The organism is Paenibacillus sp. sgz302191 (genome assembly GCF_057749925.1).
The window spans coordinates 263,180-288,046 of the sequence record NZ_JBYLHY010000006.1 but is presented as its reverse complement, the minus strand read 5'-3'; the positions used below and the strand labels follow the sequence as shown (position 1 = coordinate 288,046).

The 24,867-nt window shown below is 55.5% G+C and carries 22 protein-coding genes; 19 read left to right on the top strand and 3 right to left on the bottom strand.

What is annotated here, in order from left to right; genetic code table 11:
- Window positions 1–5: 5 nt before the first annotated feature.
- The 4 genes from AC3G2T_RS11525 to dnaJ all read left to right on the top strand — a co-directional run bounded on the left by AC3G2T_RS11525 (window position 6) and on the right by dnaJ (window position 5,290).
- Window positions 6–1,547 carry a TCP-1/cpn60 chaperonin family protein gene (locus AC3G2T_RS11525; protein WP_488435524.1) on the top strand — a complete coding sequence of 514 codons (1,542 nt, stop codon included), beginning with the start codon at window positions 6–8 and terminating at the stop codon, window positions 1,545–1,547.
- 50 nt (window positions 1,548–1,597) lie between these two features.
- Window positions 1,598–2,170 (top strand): nucleotide exchange factor GrpE, encoded by a 573-nt coding sequence (gene grpE / locus AC3G2T_RS11520; RefSeq protein WP_474683433.1) that lies wholly within the window; start codon window positions 1,598–1,600, stop codon window positions 2,168–2,170.
- Window positions 2,171–2,242: 72 nt separating this feature from the next.
- On the top strand, window positions 2,243–4,087 hold the full coding sequence (dnaK, locus tag AC3G2T_RS11515) for a molecular chaperone DnaK (protein ID WP_474683434.1): 1,845 nt from the start codon (window positions 2,243–2,245) through the stop codon (window positions 4,085–4,087).
- A gap of 84 nt (window positions 4,088–4,171) precedes the next feature.
- Window positions 4,172–5,290, top strand: a complete 1,119-nt coding sequence (dnaJ, locus tag AC3G2T_RS11510; protein WP_474683435.1) for a molecular chaperone DnaJ — start codon at window positions 4,172–4,174, stop codon at window positions 5,288–5,290.
- Window positions 5,291–6,438: 1,148 nt separating this feature from the next.
- Here dnaJ and AC3G2T_RS11505 read toward each other — a convergent pair.
- Window positions 6,439–7,344, bottom strand: a complete 906-nt coding sequence (locus tag AC3G2T_RS11505) for a cation diffusion facilitator family transporter (RefSeq protein ID WP_488435523.1) — start codon at window positions 7,342–7,344, stop codon at window positions 6,439–6,441.
- Between the two features lie 387 nt (window positions 7,345–7,731).
- Here AC3G2T_RS11505 and AC3G2T_RS11500 point away from each other — a divergent pair, with 387 nt between their 5' ends.
- The 12 genes from AC3G2T_RS11500 to AC3G2T_RS11445 all read left to right on the top strand — a co-directional run bounded on the left by AC3G2T_RS11500 (window position 7,732) and on the right by AC3G2T_RS11445 (window position 19,083).
- Window positions 7,732–9,477 carry an alkaline phosphatase gene (locus tag AC3G2T_RS11500; protein WP_488435522.1) on the top strand — a complete coding sequence of 582 codons (1,746 nt, stop codon included), beginning with the start codon at window positions 7,732–7,734 and terminating at the stop codon, window positions 9,475–9,477.
- 100 nt (window positions 9,478–9,577) lie between these two features.
- Window positions 9,578–10,255 (top strand): ABC transporter ATP-binding protein, encoded by a 678-nt coding sequence (locus AC3G2T_RS11495; RefSeq protein ID WP_488435521.1) that lies wholly within the window; start codon window positions 9,578–9,580, stop codon window positions 10,253–10,255.
- Window positions 10,252–11,457 carry an ABC transporter permease gene (locus AC3G2T_RS11490; RefSeq protein WP_474683439.1) on the top strand — a complete coding sequence of 402 codons (1,206 nt, stop codon included), beginning with the start codon at window positions 10,252–10,254 and terminating at the stop codon, window positions 11,455–11,457. The genes AC3G2T_RS11495 and AC3G2T_RS11490 overlap by 4 nt, the downstream gene beginning before the upstream one ends.
- 10 nt (window positions 11,458–11,467) lie before the next feature.
- Window positions 11,468–12,274, top strand: coding sequence for a hypothetical protein (locus AC3G2T_RS11485; protein WP_488435520.1), 807 nt, complete (start codon window positions 11,468–11,470; stop codon window positions 12,272–12,274).
- A gap of 102 nt (window positions 12,275–12,376) precedes the next feature.
- A complete protein-coding gene (locus AC3G2T_RS11480) occupies window positions 12,377–12,526 on the top strand; it encodes a YfhD family protein (protein WP_488435519.1) in 150 nt (49 codons plus the stop codon).
- Complete coding sequence (locus AC3G2T_RS11475; protein ID WP_474683442.1) at window positions 12,526–12,897, top strand: hypothetical protein; 372 nt, start codon at window positions 12,526–12,528, stop codon at window positions 12,895–12,897. The genes AC3G2T_RS11480 and AC3G2T_RS11475 overlap by 1 nt, the downstream gene beginning before the upstream one ends.
- A gap of 145 nt (window positions 12,898–13,042) precedes the next feature.
- On the top strand, window positions 13,043–14,017 hold the full coding sequence (gene prmA, locus AC3G2T_RS11470) for a 50S ribosomal protein L11 methyltransferase (RefSeq protein ID WP_474683443.1): 975 nt from the start codon (window positions 13,043–13,045) through the stop codon (window positions 14,015–14,017).
- An 11-nt stretch (window positions 14,018–14,028) separates the two neighbouring features.
- Window positions 14,029–14,700, top strand: coding sequence for a site-2 protease family protein (locus AC3G2T_RS11465; protein WP_474683444.1), 672 nt, complete (start codon window positions 14,029–14,031; stop codon window positions 14,698–14,700).
- 103 nt (window positions 14,701–14,803) lie between these two features.
- Window positions 14,804–15,571 carry a 16S rRNA (uracil(1498)-N(3))-methyltransferase gene (locus tag AC3G2T_RS11460; RefSeq protein WP_488435518.1) on the top strand — a complete coding sequence of 256 codons (768 nt, stop codon included), beginning with the start codon at window positions 14,804–14,806 and terminating at the stop codon, window positions 15,569–15,571.
- 5 nt (window positions 15,572–15,576) lie between these two features.
- Entirely contained in the window at window positions 15,577–16,917 is a 1,341-nt protein-coding gene (gene mtaB / locus AC3G2T_RS11455; protein ID WP_488435517.1) for a tRNA (N(6)-L-threonylcarbamoyladenosine(37)-C(2))-methylthiotransferase MtaB, read from the top strand.
- Window positions 16,918–17,343: 426 nt separating this feature from the next.
- Entirely contained in the window at window positions 17,344–17,922 is a 579-nt protein-coding gene (locus AC3G2T_RS11450; protein ID WP_488435516.1) for a hypothetical protein, read from the top strand.
- Between the two features lie 732 nt (window positions 17,923–18,654).
- A complete protein-coding gene (locus AC3G2T_RS11445; RefSeq protein ID WP_488435563.1) occupies window positions 18,655–19,083 on the top strand; it encodes an NUDIX hydrolase in 429 nt (142 codons plus the stop codon).
- A gap of 43 nt (window positions 19,084–19,126) precedes the next feature.
- Here AC3G2T_RS11445 and AC3G2T_RS11440 read toward each other — a convergent pair whose 3' ends face one another.
- A complete protein-coding gene (locus tag AC3G2T_RS11440; RefSeq protein ID WP_488435515.1) occupies window positions 19,127–20,152 on the bottom strand; it encodes a Na/Pi cotransporter family protein in 1,026 nt (341 codons plus the stop codon).
- 101 nt (window positions 20,153–20,253) lie between these two features.
- On the opposite strand from AC3G2T_RS11440, the gene AC3G2T_RS11435 reads away from it, so the two are divergent.
- Window positions 20,254–21,621: a class I SAM-dependent rRNA methyltransferase gene (locus AC3G2T_RS11435; protein ID WP_488435514.1), complete on the top strand. Its 1,368-nt coding sequence runs from the start codon at window positions 20,254–20,256 to the stop codon at window positions 21,619–21,621.
- Window positions 21,622–21,669: 48 nt separating this feature from the next.
- Here the strand turns inward: AC3G2T_RS11435 and AC3G2T_RS11430 are convergent, their stop codons facing one another.
- On the bottom strand, window positions 21,670–23,238 hold the full coding sequence (locus AC3G2T_RS11430; protein WP_488435513.1) for a helix-turn-helix domain-containing protein: 1,569 nt from the start codon (window positions 23,236–23,238) through the stop codon (window positions 21,670–21,672).
- Between the two features lie 218 nt (window positions 23,239–23,456).
- On the opposite strand from AC3G2T_RS11430, the gene AC3G2T_RS11425 reads away from it, so the two are divergent.
- Both AC3G2T_RS11425 and AC3G2T_RS11420 read left to right on the top strand, forming a co-directional pair.
- Window positions 23,457–24,482 carry an ABC transporter substrate-binding protein gene (locus AC3G2T_RS11425; protein WP_488435512.1) on the top strand — a complete coding sequence of 342 codons (1,026 nt, stop codon included), beginning with the start codon at window positions 23,457–23,459 and terminating at the stop codon, window positions 24,480–24,482.
- A gap of 27 nt (window positions 24,483–24,509) precedes the next feature.
- Complete coding sequence (locus tag AC3G2T_RS11420) at window positions 24,510–24,803, top strand: hypothetical protein (RefSeq protein WP_474683451.1); 294 nt, start codon at window positions 24,510–24,512, stop codon at window positions 24,801–24,803.
- Window positions 24,804–24,867 lie beyond the last annotated feature (64 nt).

Genomic DNA, 24,867 nt, shown 5'->3' with positions numbered 1-24,867 from the left:
CAGGGATGAGTGGAAACAAGCAGGTCCACAGCGATGGGGAAGACCGCTACTCCACGCTCATGAACAATGCGTCGGCCGTTCGGGCCATATGTTCGGCTGTCGAAGGCACATTAGGCCCCAAGGGGCTGGACACGATGCTCGTAGGGGCGCATGGGGAAGTCATTATTACGAATGACGGCGTGACGATCCTGGAGAAAATGGACGTTACGCATCCCGCGGCCAGGCTGATGATCCAGGTTGCCCAGAGCCAGCAAAAGCAAATCGGCGACGGGACGACGACAGCGACTGTACTCGCCGGCGCTCTGGTCAGCGAAGGCGTCGCGCAAGTGACGCGCGGCGTGCCTGTCGCCAAAGTCGTGAGCGGCATGCAGCACGGCATCGAACTGGCCGTCCGCAGCTTTCGCGAGCGGCGCAGGGAAATATCCGGACTGGGCGACGACGCGCTCGTCCGGATCGCCTATACGGCAGGCCGCGAACAGGCCGATTTGGCCAGACTGATCGTGGACGCCGCGGAGGCGGTCGGCGAGGCGAAACTGCGCGATGAAGGCTACTGTTTCGCCGATAGCGTGCTGGCGCATGAAGATGCGGGGAGCGAAGTGTGGCCCGGCATCGTCTTGAGTCAAAAGCCGATGAACGTGCATATGGATACAGAATTAAGAGATATATCCGTTCTCGTGCTCCAGGACGCTTTGGAGCCGGAGGCGGTCAGCGAGGAATCGCTGGTGACCGAAGCGGGCTATCAGCGGTACATGTCGCTGAGAGAGCAGTTTCGCAGCAGCCTGGACCTGCTGCCGGAACTCGGGGTCGGCCTGATCGCGGCCGACCAGGGGGTGGACCCGGAGGCGGAGCAGTTTTGCTCCGACCACGGCATTCTCGTGCTGCAGCGGCTGTCCCGCAGGGACCTGCAGCAGCTGAGCGAGCACACCGGCGCCCGGCCGGTGAGGCGCACGGCGCTGCGCAAGAGCGCGCGCGAGCTTGAGGCCGCGCTCGGCCGCGCAGGCTACGCCGCGTACGACGAGCGGCTTGCGCGCGTGCGCGTCGGCCGCGGCGGCGGCGAGCAGCGCGTGACGGTCGTCGTCGGCGCGGCGACGCGCGAAGCCGCCCGCGAGCGCGCGCGCATCGCGAAGGACGCCGCCTCGGCCGTCCAAGCCGCCGTGCGCGGCGGGTACTTGCCCGGCGGCGGCGCCGCGGAGCTGGCGGTCGCGCGCGATCTGGAGCGCCGCCGCGAAACGATGCGCGGCATGGAGGCGTTCGGCGTTGACGCGGTAGCGGGAGCGCTGCGCAAGCCGCTGTCGCAGATTGTCGTCAACGCGGGCTACAACCCGCTGGAGAAGGTCGAGGAGCTGAAGGCGGCGCAGATTGCGCGCGATTCCGACAGCCTCGGCATCGACTGCGACAGCGGCCAGGTGACGGATTTCATCGAGGCGGGCGTCGTCGACCCCGCGGAAGTGAAGATCCACGCGCTGCAAGCAGCCGGAGAAGTAGCTGCGGCGGTGCTGCGCATTCATACCGTAATCAAAATGAAACAGCCTTTTGAAGAGGCTTGAAGATGGGTACACTTACGGTAAGAAGCAGTTTTTTAAGGAGGTGAAGGACATTGAGTACAGGAGAGAAGCAAGCAGAGCAGGAAGTGAATGCTACATACGCAGCCGAAGAAGCGCAAAACGGCCAACAGGAAGAAGCGGTAGAGCAGGGAGCTTCGGCAGAAGCTGCCGAACAGCCTGATGAGTTGGCACAGCTGCGTGTGCAAGCCGAAGAAAACTATCAGCGGTTTTTGCGCGTTCAAGCAGACTTCGATAATTTCCGCCGCCGTGCAAGAACGGAGAAAGAAGATTTTGCGAAGTACGCTTCGCTTAAATTAATCGAACAACTGCTGCCGGTAGTTGATAACTTCGAGCGCGCGCTTTCTTCAAGCAAGGAAACGAAAGATTTTGACTCGCTGGTAAAAGGATTGGAAATGACTTTCCGTCAAATCGACCAAGTGCTTGCCCAAGAAGGCTTACAGCCGATTGAATCGGTCGGACAACCGTTTAACCCGGAATTCCATCAGGCGGTTATGCAAGTTGAATCCGATGAGCACGAGGAAGGCATCGTTGTGGAGGAACTGCAAAAAGGCTATATGCTGAAAGAAAAAGTCATCCGTCCGGCGATGGTTAAAGTTAGCGTGTAATCGATCTTATTCTTCGATTCGAATAGATGGCAGTATGACAAAGCATGAATACAATCAAAGGAGGCAACTCTCATGAGTAAAGTAATTGGTATTGACTTAGGTACGACAAACTCTTGCGTAGCCGTAATGGAAGGCGGAGAGGCTGTCGTCATCCCTAACGCCGAAGGAAACCGTACAACCCCGTCGGTCGTAGGCTTCAAAAAAGATGGGGAACGGGTAGTGGGCGAAACGGCGAAACGCCAGGCGATCACGAATCCGGACAAAACGGTTATTTCCATCAAGCGTCATATGGGTACCAACCATAAGGAAATCATCGACGGCAAAGAATTTACGCCGCAGGAAATTTCCGCGATCATTTTGCAAAAGCTGAAAGCCGATGCGGAGGCCTATCTGGGCTCGACTGTAACTCAAGCGGTTATTACGGTGCCTGCTTATTTCAACGACAGCCAGCGCCAAGCGACTAAAGACGCCGGTAAAATCGCAGGTCTTGAAGTTCTGCGGATCGTCAACGAACCTACGGCGGCGGCGCTTGCTTACGGTTTGGAAAAAACGGAAGATCAAACGATTCTCGTATACGACCTTGGCGGCGGTACGTTTGACGTATCGATCCTGGAGCTTGGCGACGGCTTCTTCGAAGTAAAAGCGACCAGCGGGGACAACCGTCTGGGCGGCGACGATTTTGACCAAGTCATCATCGATTACCTCGTAGCCGAGTTCAAAAAAGAGCAGGGCATCGACCTGAGCAAAGACAAAGCGGCGGTTCAACGTTTGAAAGATGCGGCCGAGAAAGCGAAAAAAGAACTTTCCGGCGTTCTGACCACGACGATCTCCCTTCCGTTCATTACGGTAGTCGACGGCGTGCCTCAGCACTTGGAGCTGAACTTGACCCGCGCGAAATTCGAAGAACTTTCTGCACCGCTTGTCGAAAGAACGCTTGGACCGACTCGCCAGGCGCTTAGCGATGCGGGCTTGACTTCAAGCGGCATCGATAAAGTCGTGCTCGTCGGCGGTTCCACCCGTATTCCGGCGGTCGTCGAAGCAATCAAAAAACTGATTGGCAAAGAGCCTCATAAAGGCGTTAACCCGGATGAAGTCGTTGCTCTCGGCGCAGCCGTTCAGGCCGGCGTATTGACCGGTGACGTCAAAGACGTCGTTCTTCTGGACGTTACTCCGCTGTCCCTCGGCATCGAGACGGCAGGTGGCGTGTTCACGAAAATGATCGACCGCAATACGACGATTCCGACGACAAAATCGCAGGTGTTCTCCACTTACGCGGACAGCCAGACGAGCGTAGAAATTCACGTTCTTCAGGGCGAGCGTTCGATGGCGGCGGACAACAAAACGCTGGGCCGCTTTATGCTTGGCGATATTCCTCCGGCTCCGCGCGGCATCCCGCAAATCGAAGTCAGCTTCGATATCGATGCCAACGGTATCGTGAACGTATCGGCGCTCGATAAAGGAACAGGAAAAAGCCAAAAAATTACGATCACTTCCTCCAGCGGCTTGAGCGATGAAGAAGTGGAAAAAATGATGAAAGACGCGGAAGCGCACGCGGAAGAAGACCGCAAGCGCAAAGAGCTTGTCGAAGCCCGCAACCAGGCGGACCAACTCGTATACTCCGTGGACAAAACGATCAAAGACCTCGGCGACAAAGTAGACCAGGGCGAAATCGACAAAGCGAACGCTGCGAAAGAAAAAGTAACGGCGGCGCTCTCCGGCAACGATCTGGAAGAGATCAAGAAGGCGACCGAAGAGCTGACGGAAATTATTCAACAGCTTTCCGTGAAGCTGTATGAGCAAGCGGCAGCGAATCAGGGAGCGGCCGAAGGCGGCGCGGCGGCAGGTGCAGGCGAGAATGCCAAAGCACGCGATAATGTGGTTGATGCCGACTATGAAGTCGTAGACGACAAGAAGTAAGATGGACGGGTGAAGTCAAAGCCGGCTGGGGAGCTCCAGCGGCTTTGACTTTCCGTTTGTAGTCTTGAACATGGGAGTGGAACGATGAGCAAACGCGATTATTATGAGGTGCTTGGGGTAGAGAAGGATGCTTCGACAGAAGACATCAAGAAGGCCTACCGTAAAGCGGCCCGTCAATATCACCCTGACGTCAATAAATCTCCGGACGCCGAGGAAAAGTTCAAAGAAGCCAAGGAAGCCTACGATGTTCTAAGCGACGATCAGAAAAAAGCGCAGTACGACCGTTTCGGCCACGTTGATCCGAATCAGGGCATGGGCGGTATGGGCGGCGCCGACTTTGGCGGCTTCGGCGATATTTTCGATATGTTTTTTGGCGGCGGCGGAGGAGGCAGACGCAATCCGAACGCACCGCAGCGGGGCAACGATCTGCAGTATACGATGACGATCGAATTCAAGGAAGCGGTGTTCGGCAAAGAAACGGACATCCATATTCCGCGTACGGAAACGTGCGACACTTGCCACGGCTCTGGCGCCAAGGCGGGCACGAAGCCGGAAACGTGCGGCGTATGTCACGGCAGCGGGCAGCAGGAGGTTGTGCAAAATACGGCGTTCGGCCGGATCGTCAACCGACGGGTGTGCTCCGCTTGTAACGGGCAGGGCCGCATCATTAAGGACAAGTGCGGCACGTGCCACGGTTCGGGCAAAGTGAAGAAGCAGCGCACGATTCATATCAAAATTCCTGCGGGCGTAGACGACGGCGCGCAGCTGCGCGTTACCGGCGAAGGGGAGTCCGGCACCCGCGGTGGTCCGTCCGGCGATCTTTACGTGGTGATCCGCGTGAAATCCCACGAATTTTTCGAGCGCGAAGGCGACGACATCTACTGCGAGGTACCGCTCACGTTCATGCAGGCGGCGCTCGGCGACGAGATCGAAATTCCGACCTTGACCGAGAAGGTCAAGCTGAAAATTCCCGCCGGGACGCAGACCGACACCCATTTCCGCCTCAAAGGAAAAGGGGTCCCGCGCTTGCGCGGCTACGGCCAGGGCGACCAGCACGTGAAAGTCGTCGTCGTCACACCGACGAACTTGAGCGAGGAGCAGAAGGACCTGCTGCGCCAATTCGGCAAGCAGAGCGGCGAGCATACGCACGAGCAGAGCGAGTCGATTTTCGAGCGCATGAAAAGAGCCTTTTTGGGCGATTAAACAAAAAAGCACTCCGCTAGCGGATGCGACGGCCGGGAAGTTCAGCCGAAGCGCCACTTAAGCGGAGTGCTTTTTTTAGTCAGCCGAAGGCCGCCTGCCGTCCCCGGCGGCGCTGCCGAAGCAGCCTGCCAGGTCTGTCAGCTCCGTCAGGCCCGTCGGCCTGGTCAGCCCGCCAGTCCCACCAGCCCTGCCAGTCCCGCCAGTCCCACCAGTCCCACCAGTCCCGCCAGCCCCACAAGCCCGCGAAAACTGCGAAAATCAGAGTGTCGGACGAGAAAGACGCGGCACTTTGCCAAGGCAGGCAGCCGGAGGGGGGCTTGATTTTGAGTGCAGCCATACGTGAAGAGGCTTGGTTAACTTCTCGCTCGGGCGAGCGACGTGACCACAGCCATAGCTGCTGGCTTCGCGCGCCTGTGAGCTAAAAGCCTGCGAAAGTGCAGGCTTTTTCTATGTATGGGCCTCATTTTGAGGAAAAGCCTGCAATTGTGCAGGAATTCTCGACAAAAATGAGCCTGGGCTCGTCCAGCAGCTAAAAAGCCTGCACATTTGCAGGAATTTTCCGCTGTCAGTGTATTCACGTGCAAAAGCCTGCACTTTTGCAGGTTTTCTCCGCGTTGCCAAGCAAATGTTCTATTTCCCGGCGTGCGAGTTTTTCAACTGTTGCACATTTGCCAGGAATGCTTGTCAAACTTAAAAGCCTGCTAAAGTGCAGGCTTTTTCTACGTATGGGCCTCATTTTGAGGAAAAGCCTGCAATTGTGCAGGAATTCCCGACAAAAATGGGCCTACAGCTCGAACAGCAGCTAAAAAACCTGCACATTTGCAGGAATTTTCAGCTGCTGAGCGTATTCACGTGCAAAAACCTGCACATTTGCAGGCTTTCTCCGCGTTGCCAGGCAGATGTGCTTATCTCCGGGCACGCGAGTTTTTCAACAGCCTGACATTTGCAGGAGTATCTCGCCGCAGGTGCACCCACGTGTTATGGTCGACCGACCGCCGTCATGCGGCGCAACACCGCGCGTTGGGAGCTGCGCGCGGTGCGATTCTGTGCGGTGCCATCCACGGCGGCGTGGGAGTTTCGCAGGCTTTTCACGCGCTAGTGACGGAGACGAGTCAAGCGGGCGTTCTAGAGCCGCCCGCCCGCTTGGTTTAGCGGACGACTTCTTCCGCGCGGTCGATTTTTATCGGATCGGATATAGGTTCGATATGAATGTGAACGTGTTCCACCCGATGTTTGTCCTTCATCCGGTGTTCGATCACTTCCGTGATCGTATGGCTTTCTTTGACACTCAGCTTTTCGTCCACCAGAATCGTTACGTCCAGCAGAATGAATGCACCGTGCGCTCTTGCCCTTATGTCTTTGACGGTCTGGACGCCGGCAATTTTTTTAATCGTTTTGGCGAAATCGGCCAGCTGCTTTTCATCGAACCCGTCGGATAAGGAGTGGATCGCTTCGCGGAAAATATCGACCGCCGTCTTTATGATGATGACGCCGACGATCGTCGCGGTCAAAGGATCAAGCCAGTCGAGCCCGAACTGCGAACCGACGATGCCGACGAAGGCGCCGAAGCTGACGAACGCGTCGGAGCGGTTATCCTGGGCGGCGGCCATAACGGCGCTGCTGTTCGTCCGCTTGGCCAGCTTGAAGTTGTACGCGTACACGCCGAACATGAAGATGCCGGAAGCGAGCGCCGTCCAGGCGGATATCATGCCCGGAACCGGGGGCGAGTCCGCAAAGCACGATTTGATGGCGCTGACCAGCACTTCGATGCCGACGATGGCCATAATAAAAGACGCGATCAGCGTGGAGATCGTTTCCGCGCGGAAATGTCCGTATTTATGGTTTTGATCAGGGGGCTTTCGCGATATTTTCAGCCCGATCAGCACGGCCACCGATGCGACGATGTCCGTCGTATTGTTCAATCCGTCCGCTTGAAGCGCTTCGGAATTTGCATAATAGCCGACAGCCAGCTTGCAAGCCGATAAAAAGACATAGGCCCCAATGCTCAGCCATGCCCCTTTTTCCCCCTCTTGCAAACTATTGTAAATATCCATAACTTCAATCTCCCCCACAATTTAATGACTCACTCATCATAAAGGATGCCGATCGTGTGGGTCTAGAGAAACAGTCTTGGCGGCTGCGAAATTCATTCACATGGTAAAATACTTTTTGGACAGCTAAACAAAGTTGGCCGGATCAAACTTTGCCATACGTTCGGCGGTTGTACCGGGCAGGACGGTGATTTTTCTCATTGTTGGCGGATCGTAAACGGCTTGTCAGCGGATCGCTCACAGCGAGAACCGGACGGTACCCATGCTTGTTTTTACATTCTCTTAATCTTTGATAAAACTTTTAATGCTGTGAAAACATAGAGTTGAACCTCCTAAAATCAACGGGGATTATGCTGAAGAAGTTGAAATACATTTTTGGAGGGAATTCATTTGAAAAAGGGCTTGAAACAAATCATCGGTTCCACCTTAACGCTCTCCCTGGTTTCCATCAGCGTCTACGGTTCCGCATTTGCGGCTGATACGGCTGCTCCGGCCAAAACGCAGGAAGCGACAGCTCCAGCATCGCCATCCAAAAACTTGATCGTGCTGATCGGCGATGGCATGGGTCCGGCTGAGGTTACGGCCGCACGGTATTATTCCAAAAAGTTCTTAAATAAAGACCGTTTGGAACTTGACGGCGGCTACTATGTCGGCAAAGCCACTACATACTCGGTTGCAGGCCCTTACACGTCGGAATCCGGAGCGGTAACGGACTCGGCTGCGGCAGGAACTGCATTTTCCACCGGCAACAAAACATACAACAACGCGATCAGCGTATCGAACGGCGATGTGGCGAAACCTTTTGCTTCCGTGATCGAAGCGGCTATGAAGCAAGGCAAAGCAACCGGACTTGTTACGACAGATAGCATTACAGGCGCTACACCGGCGGTTTGGGCTTCCCATGTGCGCCAGCGCAGCAACCAAAACGCGATTGCCAGCCAATATTTGAACAGCGGCGTGAACGTATTGTTCGGCGGCGGCAAAGTCAACTTCGTGACGAAGGATGAAAAAGGCAAGCGGACGGACAAAAATATTATTCCTGATTTCGAAGCTAAAGGCTATAAGACGGCTTTCGACAAAAAAGGTCTGGACGCCATTCCGGCAACGGCCGGCAAAGCGCTCGGCGTTTTTGCTCCGGTTGAAATCCCTTACGTGCTTGACCGCGACACTGCGACGACGCCTGACCTGCCGGAAATGGCTAAAAAAGCGATCGATATTCTTTCCCAAAACAAAAACGGCTTTGTGCTCATGGTAGAAGCGGGACGTATCGACCATGCCGGACATGCAAACGACCTTCCTGCCAACATTCAGGAAATGCTTGAACTGGACGCAACTTTCAAAGCGCTTGTCGACTTTGCGAAAAAAGACGGCAACACTTCGGTTGTCGTTACGGCTGACCATGAAACCGGCGGATTGTCGCTGGCGATCAACAACGTGTATGAGTTGAACGTGGATTTGTTCAATAAAGAGAAGCATTCCTACGAGTATTTGGACGGCCTGCTCAAAAAAGCGGAAACTGCCGACGATATCCGTAAAATCGTTGCCGACAACACAGGCTTCACGGATCTGTCGGACGATGAAGTAGCGCTGATCCTTAAAGGCGACGGTTCTTCTTACGGTCGTGCCGGAGGTTACAACGCAGTCGTTTCGAAACGTCTTGCTGTAGGTTGGACAGGTCACGGACATACTGGCGTAGACGTTGGCGTATGGGCTTACGGTCCGATCGCTTCGCTCGTCAAAGGCGACGTGGACAATACCGATATCGCGAAAAGCGGAGCGAAAGTAATCGGTGCGGATCTGACTGCAGCAACGAAAGAACTGCAAGACAAATTTATGTACCCGCTGTTCAAAGTTACCCGCGACAACCAAACGCTGTTCGTGGCAAAATCGCTTGCCGAAGAGCTGGGCATTACTGTCGCATGGGATGAAGCTACCAAAACAATAACATTAACAAAAGACAGCAAAAAATATTCCGTCCTCGCAGCGACTGGCGAAATTTCGGAAAACGGCACAAGCATCGGCCTTTCGGGCAATGTCGACAACGGCAAGCTGTACCTGCCGCTTGACGTATTCAACAAGCTGACAGGCAAAAGCTATACGTGGGACGCTTTCAACGAGCGCATCGTGAAAAACTAAGTTTTCCGCAAGACAGGAAAGGAGCGGACAGGGGGAAGTTAGGGCCTCTGTCCTCTTTCTTTTGTATCGCAAACGAAATCAAGCTTAAGGGGTGAACCGAATGATCGAGATGAAGGAAGTAAGCAAACATTTTACGGCAGGCGGTACCCGATATCCTGTTTTGCAGGTGAAGCATTGGCAGGTAACCCAGGGGGAGCGCATCGCATTGATCGGTCCGAGCGGAAGCGGGAAGAGCACGCTGCTCCATCTGCTCAGCGGCGTTATGGCGCCGGATGACGGCGAAATTACGATAGACGGCGAGCCGATTCATTCGTTTTCCGAATCGAAGCGCGATCAGTTCAGAGCCCGGAAGGTCGGCTACGTTTTTCAGGACTTTCACCTGATCTCATCGTTATCCATCAAGCAAAATGTCGAGCTGATCGTTCCGAAGGAGTGGAGCGCCAAGCAGCGGCGCGAGCAGCTTGACGCATGGTTTGAACGGGTGGGGCTGCAAGACCGCCGGCACCATCTGCCTTCCCAGCTGTCCCGCGGGCAGCAGCAGCGGGCTGCGATCGTAAGAGCTTTGGCGGCCAAGCCGGCGCTCGTGCTGGCCGACGAGCCGACCGGCAGTCTGGATTGGGAGACGGCGCGCGATATCATGTCGCTGCTGCTTGACATATGCGGCTCGGAGAAGCTGACTTTGCTGACCGTGACCCATGATCTGCATTTGGCGGAGCTGTTTCCGAAGCGGGTTCACATTCACGAGTTGAATCAACTTCATAGAGGAGAAGCGGTATGAGCCTGTTTTCATTGCTTTGGAGCAATATTATACATCGTAAAATGCTGTCGCTTCTGACGGTATTGTCCGTGGCGATCACCGTAGCGCTGATCGTTTTCCTGCTGCTATGCAGCGCCGGCGTGGAACAGGGAGCCGAGAAGGGATACGGTCCTTTCGAAGTGACGATCGGGGCGAAGGGCAGCGCGTCCCAGCTGGCTTTGAACACGTATTATCATATCGGCGCTCCGACGGGAAATGTCCCGTTTTCTTTGCTGGAGGACGTTCGTAAAGACGGGCAAGTGGACACCGCGTTTGCCATGACGACCGGGGATAACTACAACGGCTTCCCGATCGTCGGGATGGAACAGGGTTATTTTACGACCCGATACGGCGACAAGCAAATGGCTTTCGGCAGACTGTACGGCAAGCTGGGCGAAGCCGTGATCGGATCGCATGCCGCGCAAGCGATGAATCTCCGTGTAGGCGATAAGTTTCAAGGCGCGCATGGCTTGATCCAGGGGGAAGCGGACCATGATGAGGACGGCGGGGAAGAGCACGATCATCACAGTTTTTCCTACACGGTTGTCGGCATTTTGCCGCCTTTAATGACATCGGACGACCGGGCGGTTTTCACGACGCTGGATTACGCCTGGGCCGTTCATCACACGGAGTCCGCCGAGCATAAGGAAATCACCGCAATACTCGTCAAGCCCAAAACGCTGCTCGGCGCGCAAAATATCAAAACCAAATACGGGCAAATGAGCAACATACAGGCCGTATATACAAGCAAAGCGGTCGCGGATGTAGTGAATGTAGTGGACAAAGGGACGCAGGCGCTTAGCGTCGTAACCGTGATCTGCGTCCTGCTGGCCGCAGTTTCGATTTTGCTTTCGCTGATTGCTGCGGTCAACGAGCGGAGAAAAGACGTCGGTCTGCTCCGGCTGATCGGCAAGTCCAGACAGTTTATTTGGTGCTCGCTTATCGGCGAAGGCTTGCTGCTGACGGCGATCGGCCTGGTGCTCGGGCTCGTGATCGGCCATGTCGGCGGTTACATCAGCCGCGATGCCGTATTTGAATTCACAGGACTGCAAATTCAATCCTGGAATCTGCTTCCAGGGGAATGGCTGCTTGCAGCCGGCGCTTTGCTGATCGGCGTTTTGGCTTCCGCGGGTCCGGCGCTGCAAGCTTACCGTGTCGATCCCCTGCAGCTTTTCAGGTCGTGAGGTGATCGCTATGAAAATGAAACATTCAGTTATCGCATTGAGCTTGCTCACGATGGTTGCGGCAGGCTGCGGACAAAAAAACGCGCAGCCTGCGGGCGAATCGTTTGCCAGCGGCGCTGCGGCCGCCGCCGGCGTGAACAGCGCAGCCGTCACACCGGCGGCTGCCTCGCCGACGCCGACGCCCGCGGCCGCGGCGGCCCCTGCGGCGCCGGCGGAAACCGCGGCTGCCGCATCGACCGCGGCGCCGTCCGCAGCGCCGTCGGCTTCCCCGGCGGCTTCGCCAAGCGCGTCGCCCGCGGCGGCTGCAGCAGCGGCCTCGCCGAGCGTTCCCCCGGCGGCTTCGCCAAGCGCAGCGCCCGCGACCTCGCCGGCGCCGACGCCCGCGCCCACGGCCTCCGAGCCGAAGCAGGAAGCCGCTCCCGGCGAGGCTCCCAAGCAGGCGGGCACAGCGTCCAACGAGATCAATTGGACGCAGTTTTTTGACAACGACAAGCAGGACCGGCCGTCGGAGCATTTTTGGGACATGAACGGCAAAACGGTGCAAATCAAAGGGTTTATGGGCGAAGTGCTGTCTTTTGAGAAGCACTGGTTTCTGCTCATTCCGAAGCCTGGGGCGGAGTGTCCTTTTGACAACGGCGACGAAACGTACTGGAATAAAATTATGATCGTCTACGTGCCTGACGATGTGAAGCTGCGATATACGTCCGGACCGCTGCTAATTACAGGGAAGCTGGACGTAGGAGTTAAGCTGGACGAATCCGGTTATAAAACGATGTTTCGTTTGTACAATGCCTCTTTCGAAAAGATCAAGGAGTAGCTGCGTTTGCGTGCGGCTAAGGATCGTTCCGAGCATAATAACGTTTTTGCCTGCGAACAATAAAACGGGATAAAATCTTGGAGCGATCAGGAGGCTAAAGCGATGAGCGACAACAAACGGCAATCGGAAACAAGCAGCTTGCCCGTTGCGAAAAATGAAGACGTTGAATTCTCGGCCGAGCGGGCCGACGCAGACGACGTAGAAGCTGTGGAACGGGCAGAAGCGGCGGATTACAGACAGGAACATTCGTAATGGCGGAGAAAAACATTTTGGCTTATTTCCGCTCGGAGGAACAGGCTAACGCCGTTCAGGCGAAGCTTAAAGCGCTGCGGGCCATCGACGTACAGGTCGATCAATTCGGCCGCTATCCGGGCTACGGGCTGCTCTCCGTGCACAATCCGTATGCGGGAGATTTCGGCAGCCTGGGACGGTTGACACAAGCCGCCGATATTTCTACGCCGGATGAAGGGATTTTGATTGCCGCCGATCCGGCTGCGAGCGGAATGAGCGACGGGGGCGGAGGCGGCGTGACGGGATTTAATTTTATCGTGGCGGCCGTAGTCGACGATGCCGTTTACGAGCAATCGCTGCGCGTCATCGAATCCGCGGGAGGACTGGTTTAAAACAAAAACATCTGCTTGACGGGCGCTGCGGCGCACACAGGCGGATGTTTTTTGCTTTTTGAAAGGCGTTATTTTACCCGGAAGGCGAAGTATAGTACAATAGTCATTATGAATTTTAGGCAACTTGACAGGAGGAGCAGTACACATGCGTTGGCACGAAATTACCGTACATACGACGGAAGAAGCAATAGAAATGATTTCGAACTTTATTCACGAACTCGGCGCCGGGGGCGTATCTATTGAGGAATCCGGCACGTTGAACAAACAGAGGGACACTTCGCTCGGACAGTGGTACGAACTGCCGCTGAACGACATTCCGGAAGGAAGAGCGGTGATCAAAGGGTATTTTGCTCAAGGGACGGAGATGGATGCGATTCTGGAGCAGCTGCGGGCTTCGGTCGAACAGCTTCGCGAATACGACATCGATACCGGAAACCCGTCTTACGAAATGCGCGAAGTCGACGACGAAGATTGGGCGAACGCCTGGAAGCAGTATTTCAAGCCGATTCGCGTATCGGACCGCTTGACGATCAAGCCGACCTGGGAAGAGTATGCAGGCGGACCGGACGAGCTTATCCTGGAGCTTGACCCCGGAATGGCGTTCGGCACCGGCACGCATGCGACGACTGCGCTCTGCCTGAGAACGCTGGAGAAAGTCGTGCAGCCCGGCGACGACGTGATCGACGTAGGAACCGGCTCGGGCATTTTATCCATTGCCGCCGCCAAATTGGGCGCGAGACATGTGCTCGCCGTCGATCTGGACCCCGTTGCGGTGTCAAGCGCAACCGAAAATGCGAAGCTGAACAGGCTTGAGAACGATATAACCGTCAAGCTGAGCGATTTGCTGGGCGTGCTCAAAGCAAGCGAAACCGGCGCTTCTTCCGAGCTGGGGGTTGCGATTCCGGTGCAAGTTGTGGTCGCGAACATTTTGGCGGAAATTATTTTGCTGTTCGTTGGCGATGTATACGAGGTTCTTCAGCCTGGCGGCTATTACGTAGCTTCGGGCATCATTACAAGCAAGGAAGCGGATGTGGAGAAAGCGCTGGTCGCTGCGGGCTTTGCGATCGTAGATAAAAGCTACGATTCCGATTGGGTAGTGATTACGGCGAGAAAGCTGTAGGTGCGTCATACATGGGAGGATTATTGTTTTACAATTGGGACGTGCTGCCGTTCGTCATTTTAGTATTGATTTTATCTTTTACGCTTCATGAATTCGCGCATGCGTACAGCGCTTATAAACTGGGGGATTCGACGGCTTATCAATTCGGCAGAGTTACGCTGAATCCGATGGCGCATCTGGATTTGTTCGGCACGATCATGCTGCTGATCGCCGGGTTCGGCTGGGCCAAGCCCGTGCCGGTCAACCGCGGGAATTTCAAAAATCCCCGTCTGATGGGCATTATCGTGACGGCCGCCGGGCCGCTCAGCAATTTGATTTTAGTATTTATCGCTTACGCGCTGTTGAGCTTTGTCGGCTATTATCACTGGCTTGACGGTCTGTCCGGGGGAACCCAGAAAGCGATCGTAATCTTTTTGAATCTGATGGTCAACATTAATTTAACGCTGTTCCTGTTCAACCTGATCCCGATTCCGCCGCTGGACGGCTACCGGATCATTCAGGATTTGGTCAATTTGCGGTACAGCGAAGGCTTGCAAAAGTTTGAACAATGGGCTTACATTATTTTCCTTTTGGTCGTATTTATCAGACCGCTGAGGCAGGTTACGCTTGATCCTTACCTCGGCTTGGGAGATCATATTCTTAGGCTGTTCGAATACCCAATCGCGTGGATGCTAGGCATTTGAGTAAAAAGCCGCCTGTAGATTTTCCGCTCGAAAACAGGTATGATGGTGTGTGGACGTTTCATTAGAAAAATGAATTTAATGCAGATAGAGAGGCTTCGAATTTATGCAGCGTTATTTTCTTCCGCCCGGTCAATTTCAGCCGGGCTCCGATACGGTGACGATCGAGGGCGACGATGCGCACCATTTGCAGCGTGTTATGAGGGCCGAGATCGGGGACAAGGTCATTTGCAGCAACGGCAAGGACCGCGAGGCGATCGTCCGCATCACTGCGCTGGATAAGGCGGCGGTGACCGCGGAAGTGGTGGAGGAGCTGCCGATGGACGCCGAGCCGGCCGTTGAGGTATGGGTCGCGCAGAGCTTGCCGAAAGGCGACAAGATGGAGACGGTTATTCAAAAAGGGACCGAGATCGGGGCAGCCCGGTTTCTTCCTTTTTTATCGGAGCGCACGGTTGTCCAGTACGACGCCAAAAAAGAAGCCAAGCGCACCGAGCGCTGGCAAAAAATCGCCAAGGAAGCGGCCGAGCAGGCGCACCGCAACCGCGTGCCGGAGGTGGAGGCGGTGCTGAGCTGGAAGCAGCTGCTGCAGTGCGCCCGGGAAGCGGATGCCGCCTGGATCTGCTACGAAAAAGAGGACGGGCAGCAATTGAAGCCTGCGCTGCAGGAAGCCGCCTCGTCCGGCAAGCTTGCCCCGGGCAAGCGGGTGCTGCTTGCGGTAGGTCCCGAGGGCGGATTTACGGAGCAGGAGATCCGACAGGCCGAAGAGGCGGGATTCCGTTCCGTGTCGCTCGGATCGCGCATTTTACGGACGGAGACCGCGGCAATGGTAGGTCTTGCGTGTCTTTTCTATGAATCCGGAGAGATGGGAGGATAAGCATCATGGCAACAGTAGCGTTTCATACATTGGGATGTAAAGTAAATTTCTATGATACGGAGGCCATATGGCAGCTGTTCAAAAACGAAGGCTATGAGCAGGTCGATTTCGAACAAACGGCCGATGTCTACGTCATCAATACATGTACGGTCACCAATACGGGCGACAAAAAAAGCCGGCAGATGATCCGGAGGGCGATTCGCCGCAACCCGGAAGCGATCGTCGCGGTAACGGGCTGCTACGCGCAGACGTCCCCCGCCGAAATTATGGCGATCCCGGGCGTAGACATGGTCATCGGCACCCAGGACCGGGATAAAATTATCCCGCTGGTTAAGCAGTTTGAGGGGGAGCGCATGCCGATTAACGCGGTGCGCAACATTATGAAAACACGCCAGTTCGAGGAACTGGACGTGCCGGATTTTGCAGACCGCACGCGGGCTTTTTTGAAAATCCAGGAAGGCTGCAACAATTTCTGCACCTTTTGCATTATCCCGTGGTCGCGCGGCCTGATGCGCAGCCGTGAACCGCAGAGCGTAATCCAGCAGGCGAGAACGCTGGTCGAGGCGGGCTACAAAGAAATCGTACTGACCGGCATCCATACCGGCGGCTACGGCGAAGATATCGAGGATTACAGTCTCGCGAAGCTGCTGTGGGATCTCGACAAAGTGGACGGTCTGAAACGCATCCGCATCAGCTCCATCGAAGCCAGCCAAATCACCGACGAAGTGATCGAGGTGCTGCAGGCGTCCGACAAAATGTGCCGCCATCTGCACATTCCGCTGCAAGCCGGCGACGATCAGGTGCTCGCACGGATGCGCAGAAAATATACGACGGCCGAATTCGCCGGCAAAATCGAGCGGCTCCATGCGATCATGCCGGACGTAGCCATCACAACGGACGTCATCGTCGGCTTCCCGGGGGAAACCGAAGAAATGTTCCGTAACGGTTACAAGTTCATGGAGCAGATGCAATTTTCGGAAATGCACGTATTTCCGTATTCCAAGCGAACAGGCACGCCTGCCGCGCGGATGGAAGATCAGATCGACGAAGAAATCAAAAATGCGCGCGTGCACGAGCTGATCGATCTTTCGGAGAAAATGCAGCTGGCCTACGCGCAAAAATTCGTCGGCCAAGTGCTGGAAGTCATTCCCGAGCGTTCCTATAAAGGAGCTCCCGACAGCGGCTTGCTGATGGGGTACTCCGACAACTATTTGAACCTCGTTTTTGAAGGGGCCGACAGCCTGATCGGAGAAGTGTGCCGCGTTCAAGTTGCCGAAGCCGGAGTCAACGAAAGCAAAGGACGGATCGTTCGCCTGGCCGAGCATGCGCAGGCAGTGAGTTTGTAAAGGGCTGACCTTTCAGCGGCGAAAGCCGCCGGAGGGTCAGCCTTCTCGCGAAAAAACGATGCCAAAAGCATCGTTCCAACCGGCGCACCGGGCCAGAACGCGCGCAAAGATGCGCAGCATTGTTACGGCAGGCATGGGCCCGAGCCGGAGCCGGAGCGCCATGTGCAGCGGTGTGAAACATCGTTGGAGCAGGGGCTGGGTCGGCTCGTCGCCTCCCCAATAACGATATGAAACATCGTTAAAGCAGGGGACCGAGTAGGGGCGGCCATGTGTAGCGGTGCAAAACATCGTTGCAGCAAGAGCACGGACAGCCCGTTTCCGTGCAGCGCTTCATAGCATACCGCAGAGCCGGACCTTCGCTTGACGCTGCAAAGAAACGTCTGCAAAAATTGCCGGCTAAGATGCCGCTGGCCATGCGGGTAGTGGTTGACCGACTGTCGTCATGCAGCGCAACACCGTGTGGTGGGAGCTGTGCGCGGCGCACAGAAAACCTGCAAAAGTGCATCTTTTTACCGTCGGATGCCCTGGTTTCGGATTATTCCTACAAATCTGCAGGCTTTTTTGCGGATTTGCAGGCTCTGGCTCCTCGTGACCGGAAATTCCTGCACAATCGCAGGCTTTTCAGCGAAACGAGCTGCTTCCGTCGAAAAAGCCTGCACTTTTGCAGGTTTTGTCGGCTGGCAAGAAGAAACTTGCCGGCTAAGACATTGCTTGCCACGCGCGGAGTGGTTGACCAACCGTCGTCATGCAGCGCAACACCGTGTGCTGGGAGCTGTGCGCGGCGCACAGAAAACCTGCAAAAGTGCATCTTTTTACCGTCGGATGCCCCGGTTTCGGATTATTCCTGCAAATCTGCAGGCTTTTTTGCGGATTTGCAGGCTCTGGCTCCTCGTGACCGGAAATTCCTGCACAATCGCAGGCTTTTCAGCGAAACGAGCTGCTTCCGTCGAAAAAGCCTGCACTTTTGCAGTTTTAAGTGCCGGCAAGAAGAAACTTGCCGGCTAAGACATTGCTTGCCACGCGCGGAGTGGTTGACCGACCGTCGTCATGCAGCGCAACACCGTGTGCTGGGACCTGTGCGCGGCGCACAGAAAACCTGCAAAAGTGCATCTTTTTACCGTCGGATGCCCTGGTTTCGGAATATTCCTGCAAAAATGCAGGTTTTTTGCGGATTTGCAGGCTCTGGCTCCTCGTGACCGGAAATTCCTGCACAATCGCAGGCTTTTCAGCGAAACGAGCCGTTTCCGTCGAAAAAGCCTGCACTTTTGCAGGTTTTGTCGGCTGGCAAGAAGAAACTTGCCGGCTAAGACATTGCTTGCCACGCGCGCAGTGTTCAACCGACCGCTGTCATGCGGCGCAACACCGCGCGCAGCTCCCAAGCAAGCGGTGTTGCACTCGCTGGCGCAAGCTGGTTCGCTAAGGGCCGCGCGGTTTTGGGACGGCCCGCGGCGGGTGACATGCGCAGCGCACAGCGGCTTACAGCAAGAACTACAACGCCGTTGGCTTTCGTTCCATAACAGCGGGGATGTGCGGGGGCGGGACTGTATGCGGTTTAAGAGGCGCGGTCCGCTCACCGACACGCAATTTCCGCGAAAAGACGCCTCATCCCCGCTTGCAAAGTGATTGTGGAGGCGTCTTTCATCCATTTTGGGGCCCGATCCGGCTCATTTGCTGACGCTTTTGCGCGCGGTCCCTTTTTACGTATAAAATTCTCAAGCTCGCACTGGAGGTTAAATGATGAAAGAAATATCGGCTGGCGGAGTCGTATACCGCAGGCAGGACGGCAAGCTGCACGTCCAAATGATTCAGGACAGGTACGGTAAAATTACTTTGGCCAAAGGCAAAATGGAGCCGGGCGAAACGGTCGAGCAGACGGCGCTGAGGGAGATTTTGGAGGAAACTGGAATCCATGGGCGAATCGTCGAACCGGTTGAAGTGATCGCGTATCAGTACACGAATGCAAAAGCGGAAACCGTCGATAAGGAAGTCCACTATTATCTCGTGGAAGCGATAGACGGGGCGCTGCAGGCGCAAGTCGAAGAAATCAGAGGCGTCGAGTGGCTGGAGCCTGAAGAAGCCTGGCGGCAGCAGCTTGAGTCCGGCTACGAGAACAACAATAGCGTACTGGGCGAAGCTTTGCGGAAATTGGGGTTCGATGTGAAGTAAAAGCAGCCGGAAGCCGGACCCGGCGCGAGCTGCGGCCCGGCGGTTACGGCCGGGCTTCGAGGCGCCGCCAAATACTAAGATAGCAAAACGGCAGCGCGATCAGCGAGCTTACGACGTTGAACACCGTCTGAGCGCGGGCGATTTGCACGGATTCGCTGCCGGCCAGCCAGGCGGATAGGCTGACGAGCTGGTGAATAAACGGATAAAACAGCACGGCGCCGCCGATGTTAAGGATCAGATGCGACCAGGCGACGAATCTGCCGGCGCGGGAGCCGCTTATCCCGGCGATGAGCGCGGTCACGCAAGTGCCGACGTTCGCCCCGATCGTGATCGCTACGCCGAGCTCGATGGGGATACTCTGGATGGAGGCGAGCCCCATTGCCATCGCAATGACCGCCGCGCTGCTGTGGACCAGCGCGGTGACTGCTGCGCCTGCGAGGACGCCCCAGAGCAGGCTTTGCTTCGCTTGGTCGACGAACCAAGCGAACAGGCCTCGGGACTGCAGCGCAGGCCCGATCGTTTGCATGATCTCGATGCCGAGCAGCACGAGAGCAAAGCCCGCCGCCGCCAGCGCGCCGTAGCGCACGCTGCGCAGCAGCCCGCGGGCGCCCGGCGGAGCCGCGCCGCGGGCCATGTCAAGGCCGCGCGCCGCAGGGGGCAGCGGCCCGGCCAGCCAGCTCGCGAGCCAGACGCCTGCGCTCGCATACAGCATCGGCAGGCCGAGGCCGCCGATGCTGAGCCCGATCAGCTCGGTCGTCAGGCACGTGCCGATGTTCGTACCGAGAATGATGCCGAGCGTTCGCGAGAAGGACAGCACGCCGGCGTTGACCAGGCTGATGGAGATGACGGTAATCGCGGTGCTGCTTTGAAGCGCCGCGGTTAACGCCGTACCGGCCGCGAGGCCGTGCAGCGGCGTCCGCGTGAACCGCTCCAGCCACAGCTGGAGGCTGGCGCCGGCCCAGTGGTGAAGCGCGGTTTCCATCAGCTTCATCCCGAACAAAAACATCGCCAAACCCGTAAGAACAGGCAGTACAATCGAAGACATCATAAGCGGAGAGCTCCTTCGCACAAACTTGTATTCGTTATCAACCAATATATGTGGCCGTACAGACAAGCATGACAAGCTGGGCGCTGGAGAGCGGTTTCACGCAAAGGAAGGCATATCAACATATGACAGCCGTAATTTTACAAAAGAAACGCAAGTTCCGTTTGGAGCAGGGACACCCTTGGGTGTACCGCAGCGAAATCGAGCGCGTGGACGGGGAAGTCGAGCCGGGTGCGCTTGTGGCGGTTCATAATCACCTGGGCCAATACTTGGGAACGGGCTATTACAACGAAGCATCGCAAATCACAGTGCGGATCGTCTCTTATCAGCCGCTGGAGGCTTTGACCACGGAGGTGTTTACAGAGCGGATTGAGCGGTGCCTGCAGCATCGCAAACGCTTTTTGGGCGAGGCCGAATCGTACCGGTTGGTATATGGAGAGGCCGATTTTCTCCCGGGGCTCATTGTCGACAAATTTGCCGACGTGCTGGTCGTGCAATTGTTGACTTTGGGCATGGACCGCTGCCGCGCGCAAATCGTGGAGGCGCTTGTTCGGGTGATGAGCCCTGCGGGCATTTACGAGCGCAGCGATGTGGCGGTTCGCGAACTGGAGGGCTTGCAGCAAACCAAAGGAGTTCTTTACGGCGAGTGTCCGAGGCATGTGGATATTTTGGAAAACGGACTCCGCATCCGGGTGGACATTGAGGAAGGGCAAAAGACGGGCTATTTTTTCGATCAAAGAGAAAATCGCGCGTCCATCGCACCGCTGATGACAGGCTGGGGCTACCGCAGCGGCATCGTTTTGCAGGATGCGGAAGAAGACGGCGTCAGCCGCAAGCGGCCTGTGAACGCCAACGGCAAAATCGTCTCTTTCCCTTACTGGGACGGCGCGACGGTGCTCGAATGCTTCTCGCATACGGGCAGCTTCACTTTAAACGCCTGCAAATACGGCGCTAAAAAAGTAACCTGCCTTGACATATCCGAGCATGCTATCGAAAGCGCCAGAACGAACGTGCAGTTGAACGGGTTCGAAGAGCGCGTCGAATTTGTCGTCGCCGATGCGTTTGACTATTTGCGCCAGCAGGTCAAAGGCTTGGACGAACGCAAAGCGCGGGCATCCGCGAACACGGCCCAGTCCAAAATCGACACGTCGAAGCCGGTCAGCGGAGGACGCACGTGGGATGTCGTCATTCTCGATCCGCCGGCCTTCGCCAAAACGAAAAGCGCCGTCGAAGGCGCCTGCCGCGGATACAAGGATATTAATTTGCACGGCATGAAACTTGTAAATGAAGGGGGCTACCTGGTCACGGCGAGCTGCTCGTATCATATGCGTCCCGAGCTGTTTCTGGAGACGATTCACGCGGCGGCTGCGGATGCGGGCAAAATTCTCCGGCTCGTCGAGTTTCGCGGAGCCGGCATGGACCACTCTCGCATTCTTGGCGTAGACGAGGGTCATTATTTGAAATTCGCTATTTTCGAAGTGCGCAGCAAATAGGGGGCTATCTATCCCTATCGCCGCCCAATTCGGACCTTTCGCGTTTTTTTACACCGATAACATGTCCACCACCTCATCCATAATGCTCGTTCTCCCTTGAGGCGTCCAGCTCATAATAAACCAGTTCGGTATAAACTTCACTTTCTCATGGGCAGCGGTATCCATGCGCCATGCCGGACTGCGCCGCATTTTATCCAGAGTGTTCTCCACCTCCGCATGATCGCTGAACCGCCGGATCCATAGGTGATCGGTATCAAGCGGAGGGACGTCTTGCGGGTACAGTTCCAGCCTCATTTTATTCGTGGGCGCTTCGGCCCCGGGCTTCAATTTCAACTCCCTGTAAAGCAGTTCGTTTAACGGATGGTTGACCGTCCCCTGCAGCATGACATGGTCGTGCATAATTTGCATGACGGTGACTCGCTGCTTATTTTTTAACAACGACAAATGTTTGCTTGCCGCCTCCACCTTATTCTCCAGCTTTTTCAACACGTGCTGCGCTTCGGCTTCCCTTCCTACGACCTCGGCTATTTGCAAATAAGGCTTTTGCCACTCCAAATAAAAATCGACGATGACCGTTGGCGCAATTTGTTTGAATCGTTCGTGAAAGTCGCGGTGCGAATAATCCCCCAGGATGAGATCGGGCCGGGCAAGCCGCAATTCCTCGAATTGGGACTGCAAGCGGCGCTGATAATCTTCCGGATCGATGCCCGGATGCTTGTAGCAATCGACCATGGCCACGGGCGTAATCCCCAGCGATATGAGGCTGTGATGATAATCGAACCTTGATGCGACGGCGATTCGCATGCATTCGCGCTTCATGTACAGCGTAGGCGAAAGGCCCGACGCTTTTTTGAAAACGCGGCTGAAATAGTATTCGTTTGCATATCCCAGCGCCGCGGCTACCTCTTTGACGGAAGCCCCGTCATGAAGCCGGCTTTTGGCGTGTTCGATCCGGATCTGATTTAAAAAGTCCGTGGGCGACATTCCGGTTGCTTTTTTAAAGCTTCGCCAGTAAGCCCCTGGGCTTAGATTGGCAATGGCGGCCAGCGAGTCGCGCGTAATTTTTTGCTGAAAATGCTCCTGCATAAACGCGATGCTCCGCTGCAGGCCGTTGTCTCCGCTTGCTGCCGCCGCCTGCTGCCGGGCGTCTTCGTCGATCAAAGCGAGCAGTTCCTGCAGCCGCAGATCCTTGATTGCGTCGACGGAGCGATTTCCGAGCGTGTAGAGCCCTTCTATTTTTACTTGCACAGCCTCCGTGCCGCGCAGGGGAATTGCGCCTTTTTCCAATGAAGCGGGATATAGTTCCGTGTCGGCGCCGGTCCAGTGGCCGTCTGCTTCCATCATGGTAACGGATCGAAAGCCTATCGCGTAATAACGAATGCCTGCGGGCCCGGCGGATGCCTGCACCTTACTTCCCGGCGGGATGAAGTACAAGGACGCGGGTTCGGCTTTAAAAGAAGCTTTTTCTATCGTGAGGGTGCCCGAGCCGTTGATCACCCAGATGAGAACGGCCTCGCGGGAGCCGGCGAAATTCAGGAGCGACTGTTTCTTTTGTCTCCGTTTGCGAATGAAAGCGAGCAGGTGAACGGTGTGCTGCCGGGATAATGTCGTGGTCATGTTGGAATGCTCCTTCGATAAGTTGTAAAGCTACAATCAGATAAGAAAAAGGGTACAGAGAGATATGGACGGCCAGACCGGCATATAATATCCTTTTAATGATAACAATTCTCATTAACAATGAAAAGGAGGAATGAGTGCCCGGGCATTGCAGAAAGGCACAACATCCAAGCAAGTTGTTCGACATTTTAAGCAAACACAAGGGAGAGAGAGAAGAAATGAATTGGTATGCAAGCAAGCAATCCTGGACCGTCATGTCCATCGTTTTATGTTTCATGATCGTAATAAGCGGATGCGCATCCGGCGCCAAGTCAACTTCCGGGCCGACGTCAGAGCCGGCGTCCGGGGCAGCCGCAACGCCGGCAGGAACGGCCGCAGCAGCGGACAAGGCGGCGGATGCGCCGTACAAAGTGACGCACGCCATGGGCGAAACGACGATCAAGGGTACGCCTAAACGGGTTGTCGTATTGACCAACGAAGGAATGGAAGCCGTCGTATCGCTCGGCATCAAGCCGGTGGGAATAGTGAAGGCGTGGGGGATGGACCCCGTTTATCAGCATCTGACGAAAGAGTTTGAAGGCATCCCGATTCTCGGCGATGAAAACCAGCCGAATTTGGAGCAAATAGCCGCTCTGAAGCCGGATTTGATTTTGGGCAATAAATTCCGTCAAGAAAAAGTATATCCGCAGCTCAGCGCTATCGCACCGACCGTATTCTCCGAGCGCATTCACGGCGATTGGCAGATCAATTACAAGATTTATGCTGAAGCGTTGAACAAGAAAGCGGAAGGCGAGAAAAAGTTCGCCGAGTTCGATGCCCGCGTACAGGACCTCAAACAGAAGTTGGGCGACAAAATCAATACGAAAGTTTCACTCGTGCGTTTTAATCCGGGCGGAGTCGTGCGCATTTATTATAATGACACATTTGCCGGCACTTTGCTCAAAAAAGTAGGATTGCAGCGCCCCGAGGTTCAAAATAAAGACAAGTTTTCGGACGATGTAGGCAAAGAGCGCATTCCGGATATGGATGGCGACGTTCTCTTCTATTTCACTTACGACAATGAAAAAGGCGAAGCGGCCAAAAGCGAGCAGGAATGGCAAAACGATCCGCTTTGGAAAAACTTGAATGTCGTGAAAAACAATAACGTTCATAAAGTGTACGACGGAATTTGGAATTCATCAGGCGGCATTATTTCGGCGAATTTAGTGCTGGACGATTTGGCGAAATATGTAGCGAAAAAATAAACCGCAAATAAATGAAAAGCCTGCTTCTTGGATTTGGAAAATCTGGGTGGCAGGCTTATTTCTATTTGGAAAGAAGGCGCGAAATTAGTCATTGCTGCCCGCCGTGAGGACCGTTTGAAAGCTTTGGCCCAATCCCTGCCGGATGCCGAAACTACTTCAAAGGATCCTCAGATCCAAGAATGGCTGAAGAATACGGCGCGTACAGAAGGCATGGGGTTGCGTTCAAGCGATATTGCCGATGCCGTGGCTTACGCCATCAACACGTCTGACACGGTAGCGGTAAACGAAATCTTAATCCGTCCGACCAAACAAGCAGTATAATATAAATCGACTCAACATGCTAAAAATAGCCTTGGCCGACTAACAGCCAAGGCTATTTGCATAT

Excerpts from the sequence above, each read along its gene's own strand:
- AC3G2T_RS11525 (WP_488435524.1), top strand. The coding sequence starts at position 6 with ATGAGTGGAAACAAGCAGGTCCACAGCGATGGGGAAGACCGCTACTCC.
- dnaK (WP_474683434.1), top strand. The coding sequence starts at position 2,243 with ATGAGTAAAGTAATTGGTATTGACTTAGGTACGACAAACTCTTGCGTA.
- dnaJ (WP_474683435.1), top strand. The coding sequence starts at position 4,172 with ATGAGCAAACGCGATTATTATGAGGTGCTTGGGGTAGAGAAGGATGCT.
- AC3G2T_RS11505 (WP_488435523.1), bottom strand. The coding sequence starts at position 7,344 with ATGGATATTTACAATAGTTTGCAAGAGGGGGAAAAAGGGGCATGGCTG.
- AC3G2T_RS11495 (WP_488435521.1), top strand. The coding sequence starts at position 9,578 with ATGATCGAGATGAAGGAAGTAAGCAAACATTTTACGGCAGGCGGTACC.
- AC3G2T_RS11490 (WP_474683439.1), top strand. The coding sequence starts at position 10,252 with ATGAGCCTGTTTTCATTGCTTTGGAGCAATATTATACATCGTAAAATG.
- AC3G2T_RS11485 (WP_488435520.1), top strand. The coding sequence starts at position 11,468 with ATGAAAATGAAACATTCAGTTATCGCATTGAGCTTGCTCACGATGGTT.
- AC3G2T_RS11480 (WP_488435519.1), top strand. The coding sequence starts at position 12,377 with ATGAGCGACAACAAACGGCAATCGGAAACAAGCAGCTTGCCCGTTGCG.
- AC3G2T_RS11475 (WP_474683442.1), top strand. The coding sequence starts at position 12,526 with ATGGCGGAGAAAAACATTTTGGCTTATTTCCGCTCGGAGGAACAGGCT.
- prmA (WP_474683443.1), top strand. The coding sequence starts at position 13,043 with ATGCGTTGGCACGAAATTACCGTACATACGACGGAAGAAGCAATAGAA.
- AC3G2T_RS11465 (WP_474683444.1), top strand. The coding sequence starts at position 14,029 with ATGGGAGGATTATTGTTTTACAATTGGGACGTGCTGCCGTTCGTCATT.
- AC3G2T_RS11460 (WP_488435518.1), top strand. The coding sequence starts at position 14,804 with ATGCAGCGTTATTTTCTTCCGCCCGGTCAATTTCAGCCGGGCTCCGAT.
- mtaB (WP_488435517.1), top strand. The coding sequence starts at position 15,577 with ATGGCAACAGTAGCGTTTCATACATTGGGATGTAAAGTAAATTTCTAT.
- AC3G2T_RS11445 (WP_488435563.1), top strand. The coding sequence starts at position 18,655 with ATGAAAGAAATATCGGCTGGCGGAGTCGTATACCGCAGGCAGGACGGC.
- AC3G2T_RS11435 (WP_488435514.1), top strand. The coding sequence starts at position 20,254 with ATGACAGCCGTAATTTTACAAAAGAAACGCAAGTTCCGTTTGGAGCAG.
- AC3G2T_RS11430 (WP_488435513.1), bottom strand. The coding sequence starts at position 23,238 with ATGACCACGACATTATCCCGGCAGCACACCGTTCACCTGCTCGCTTTC.
- AC3G2T_RS11425 (WP_488435512.1), top strand. The coding sequence starts at position 23,457 with ATGAATTGGTATGCAAGCAAGCAATCCTGGACCGTCATGTCCATCGTT.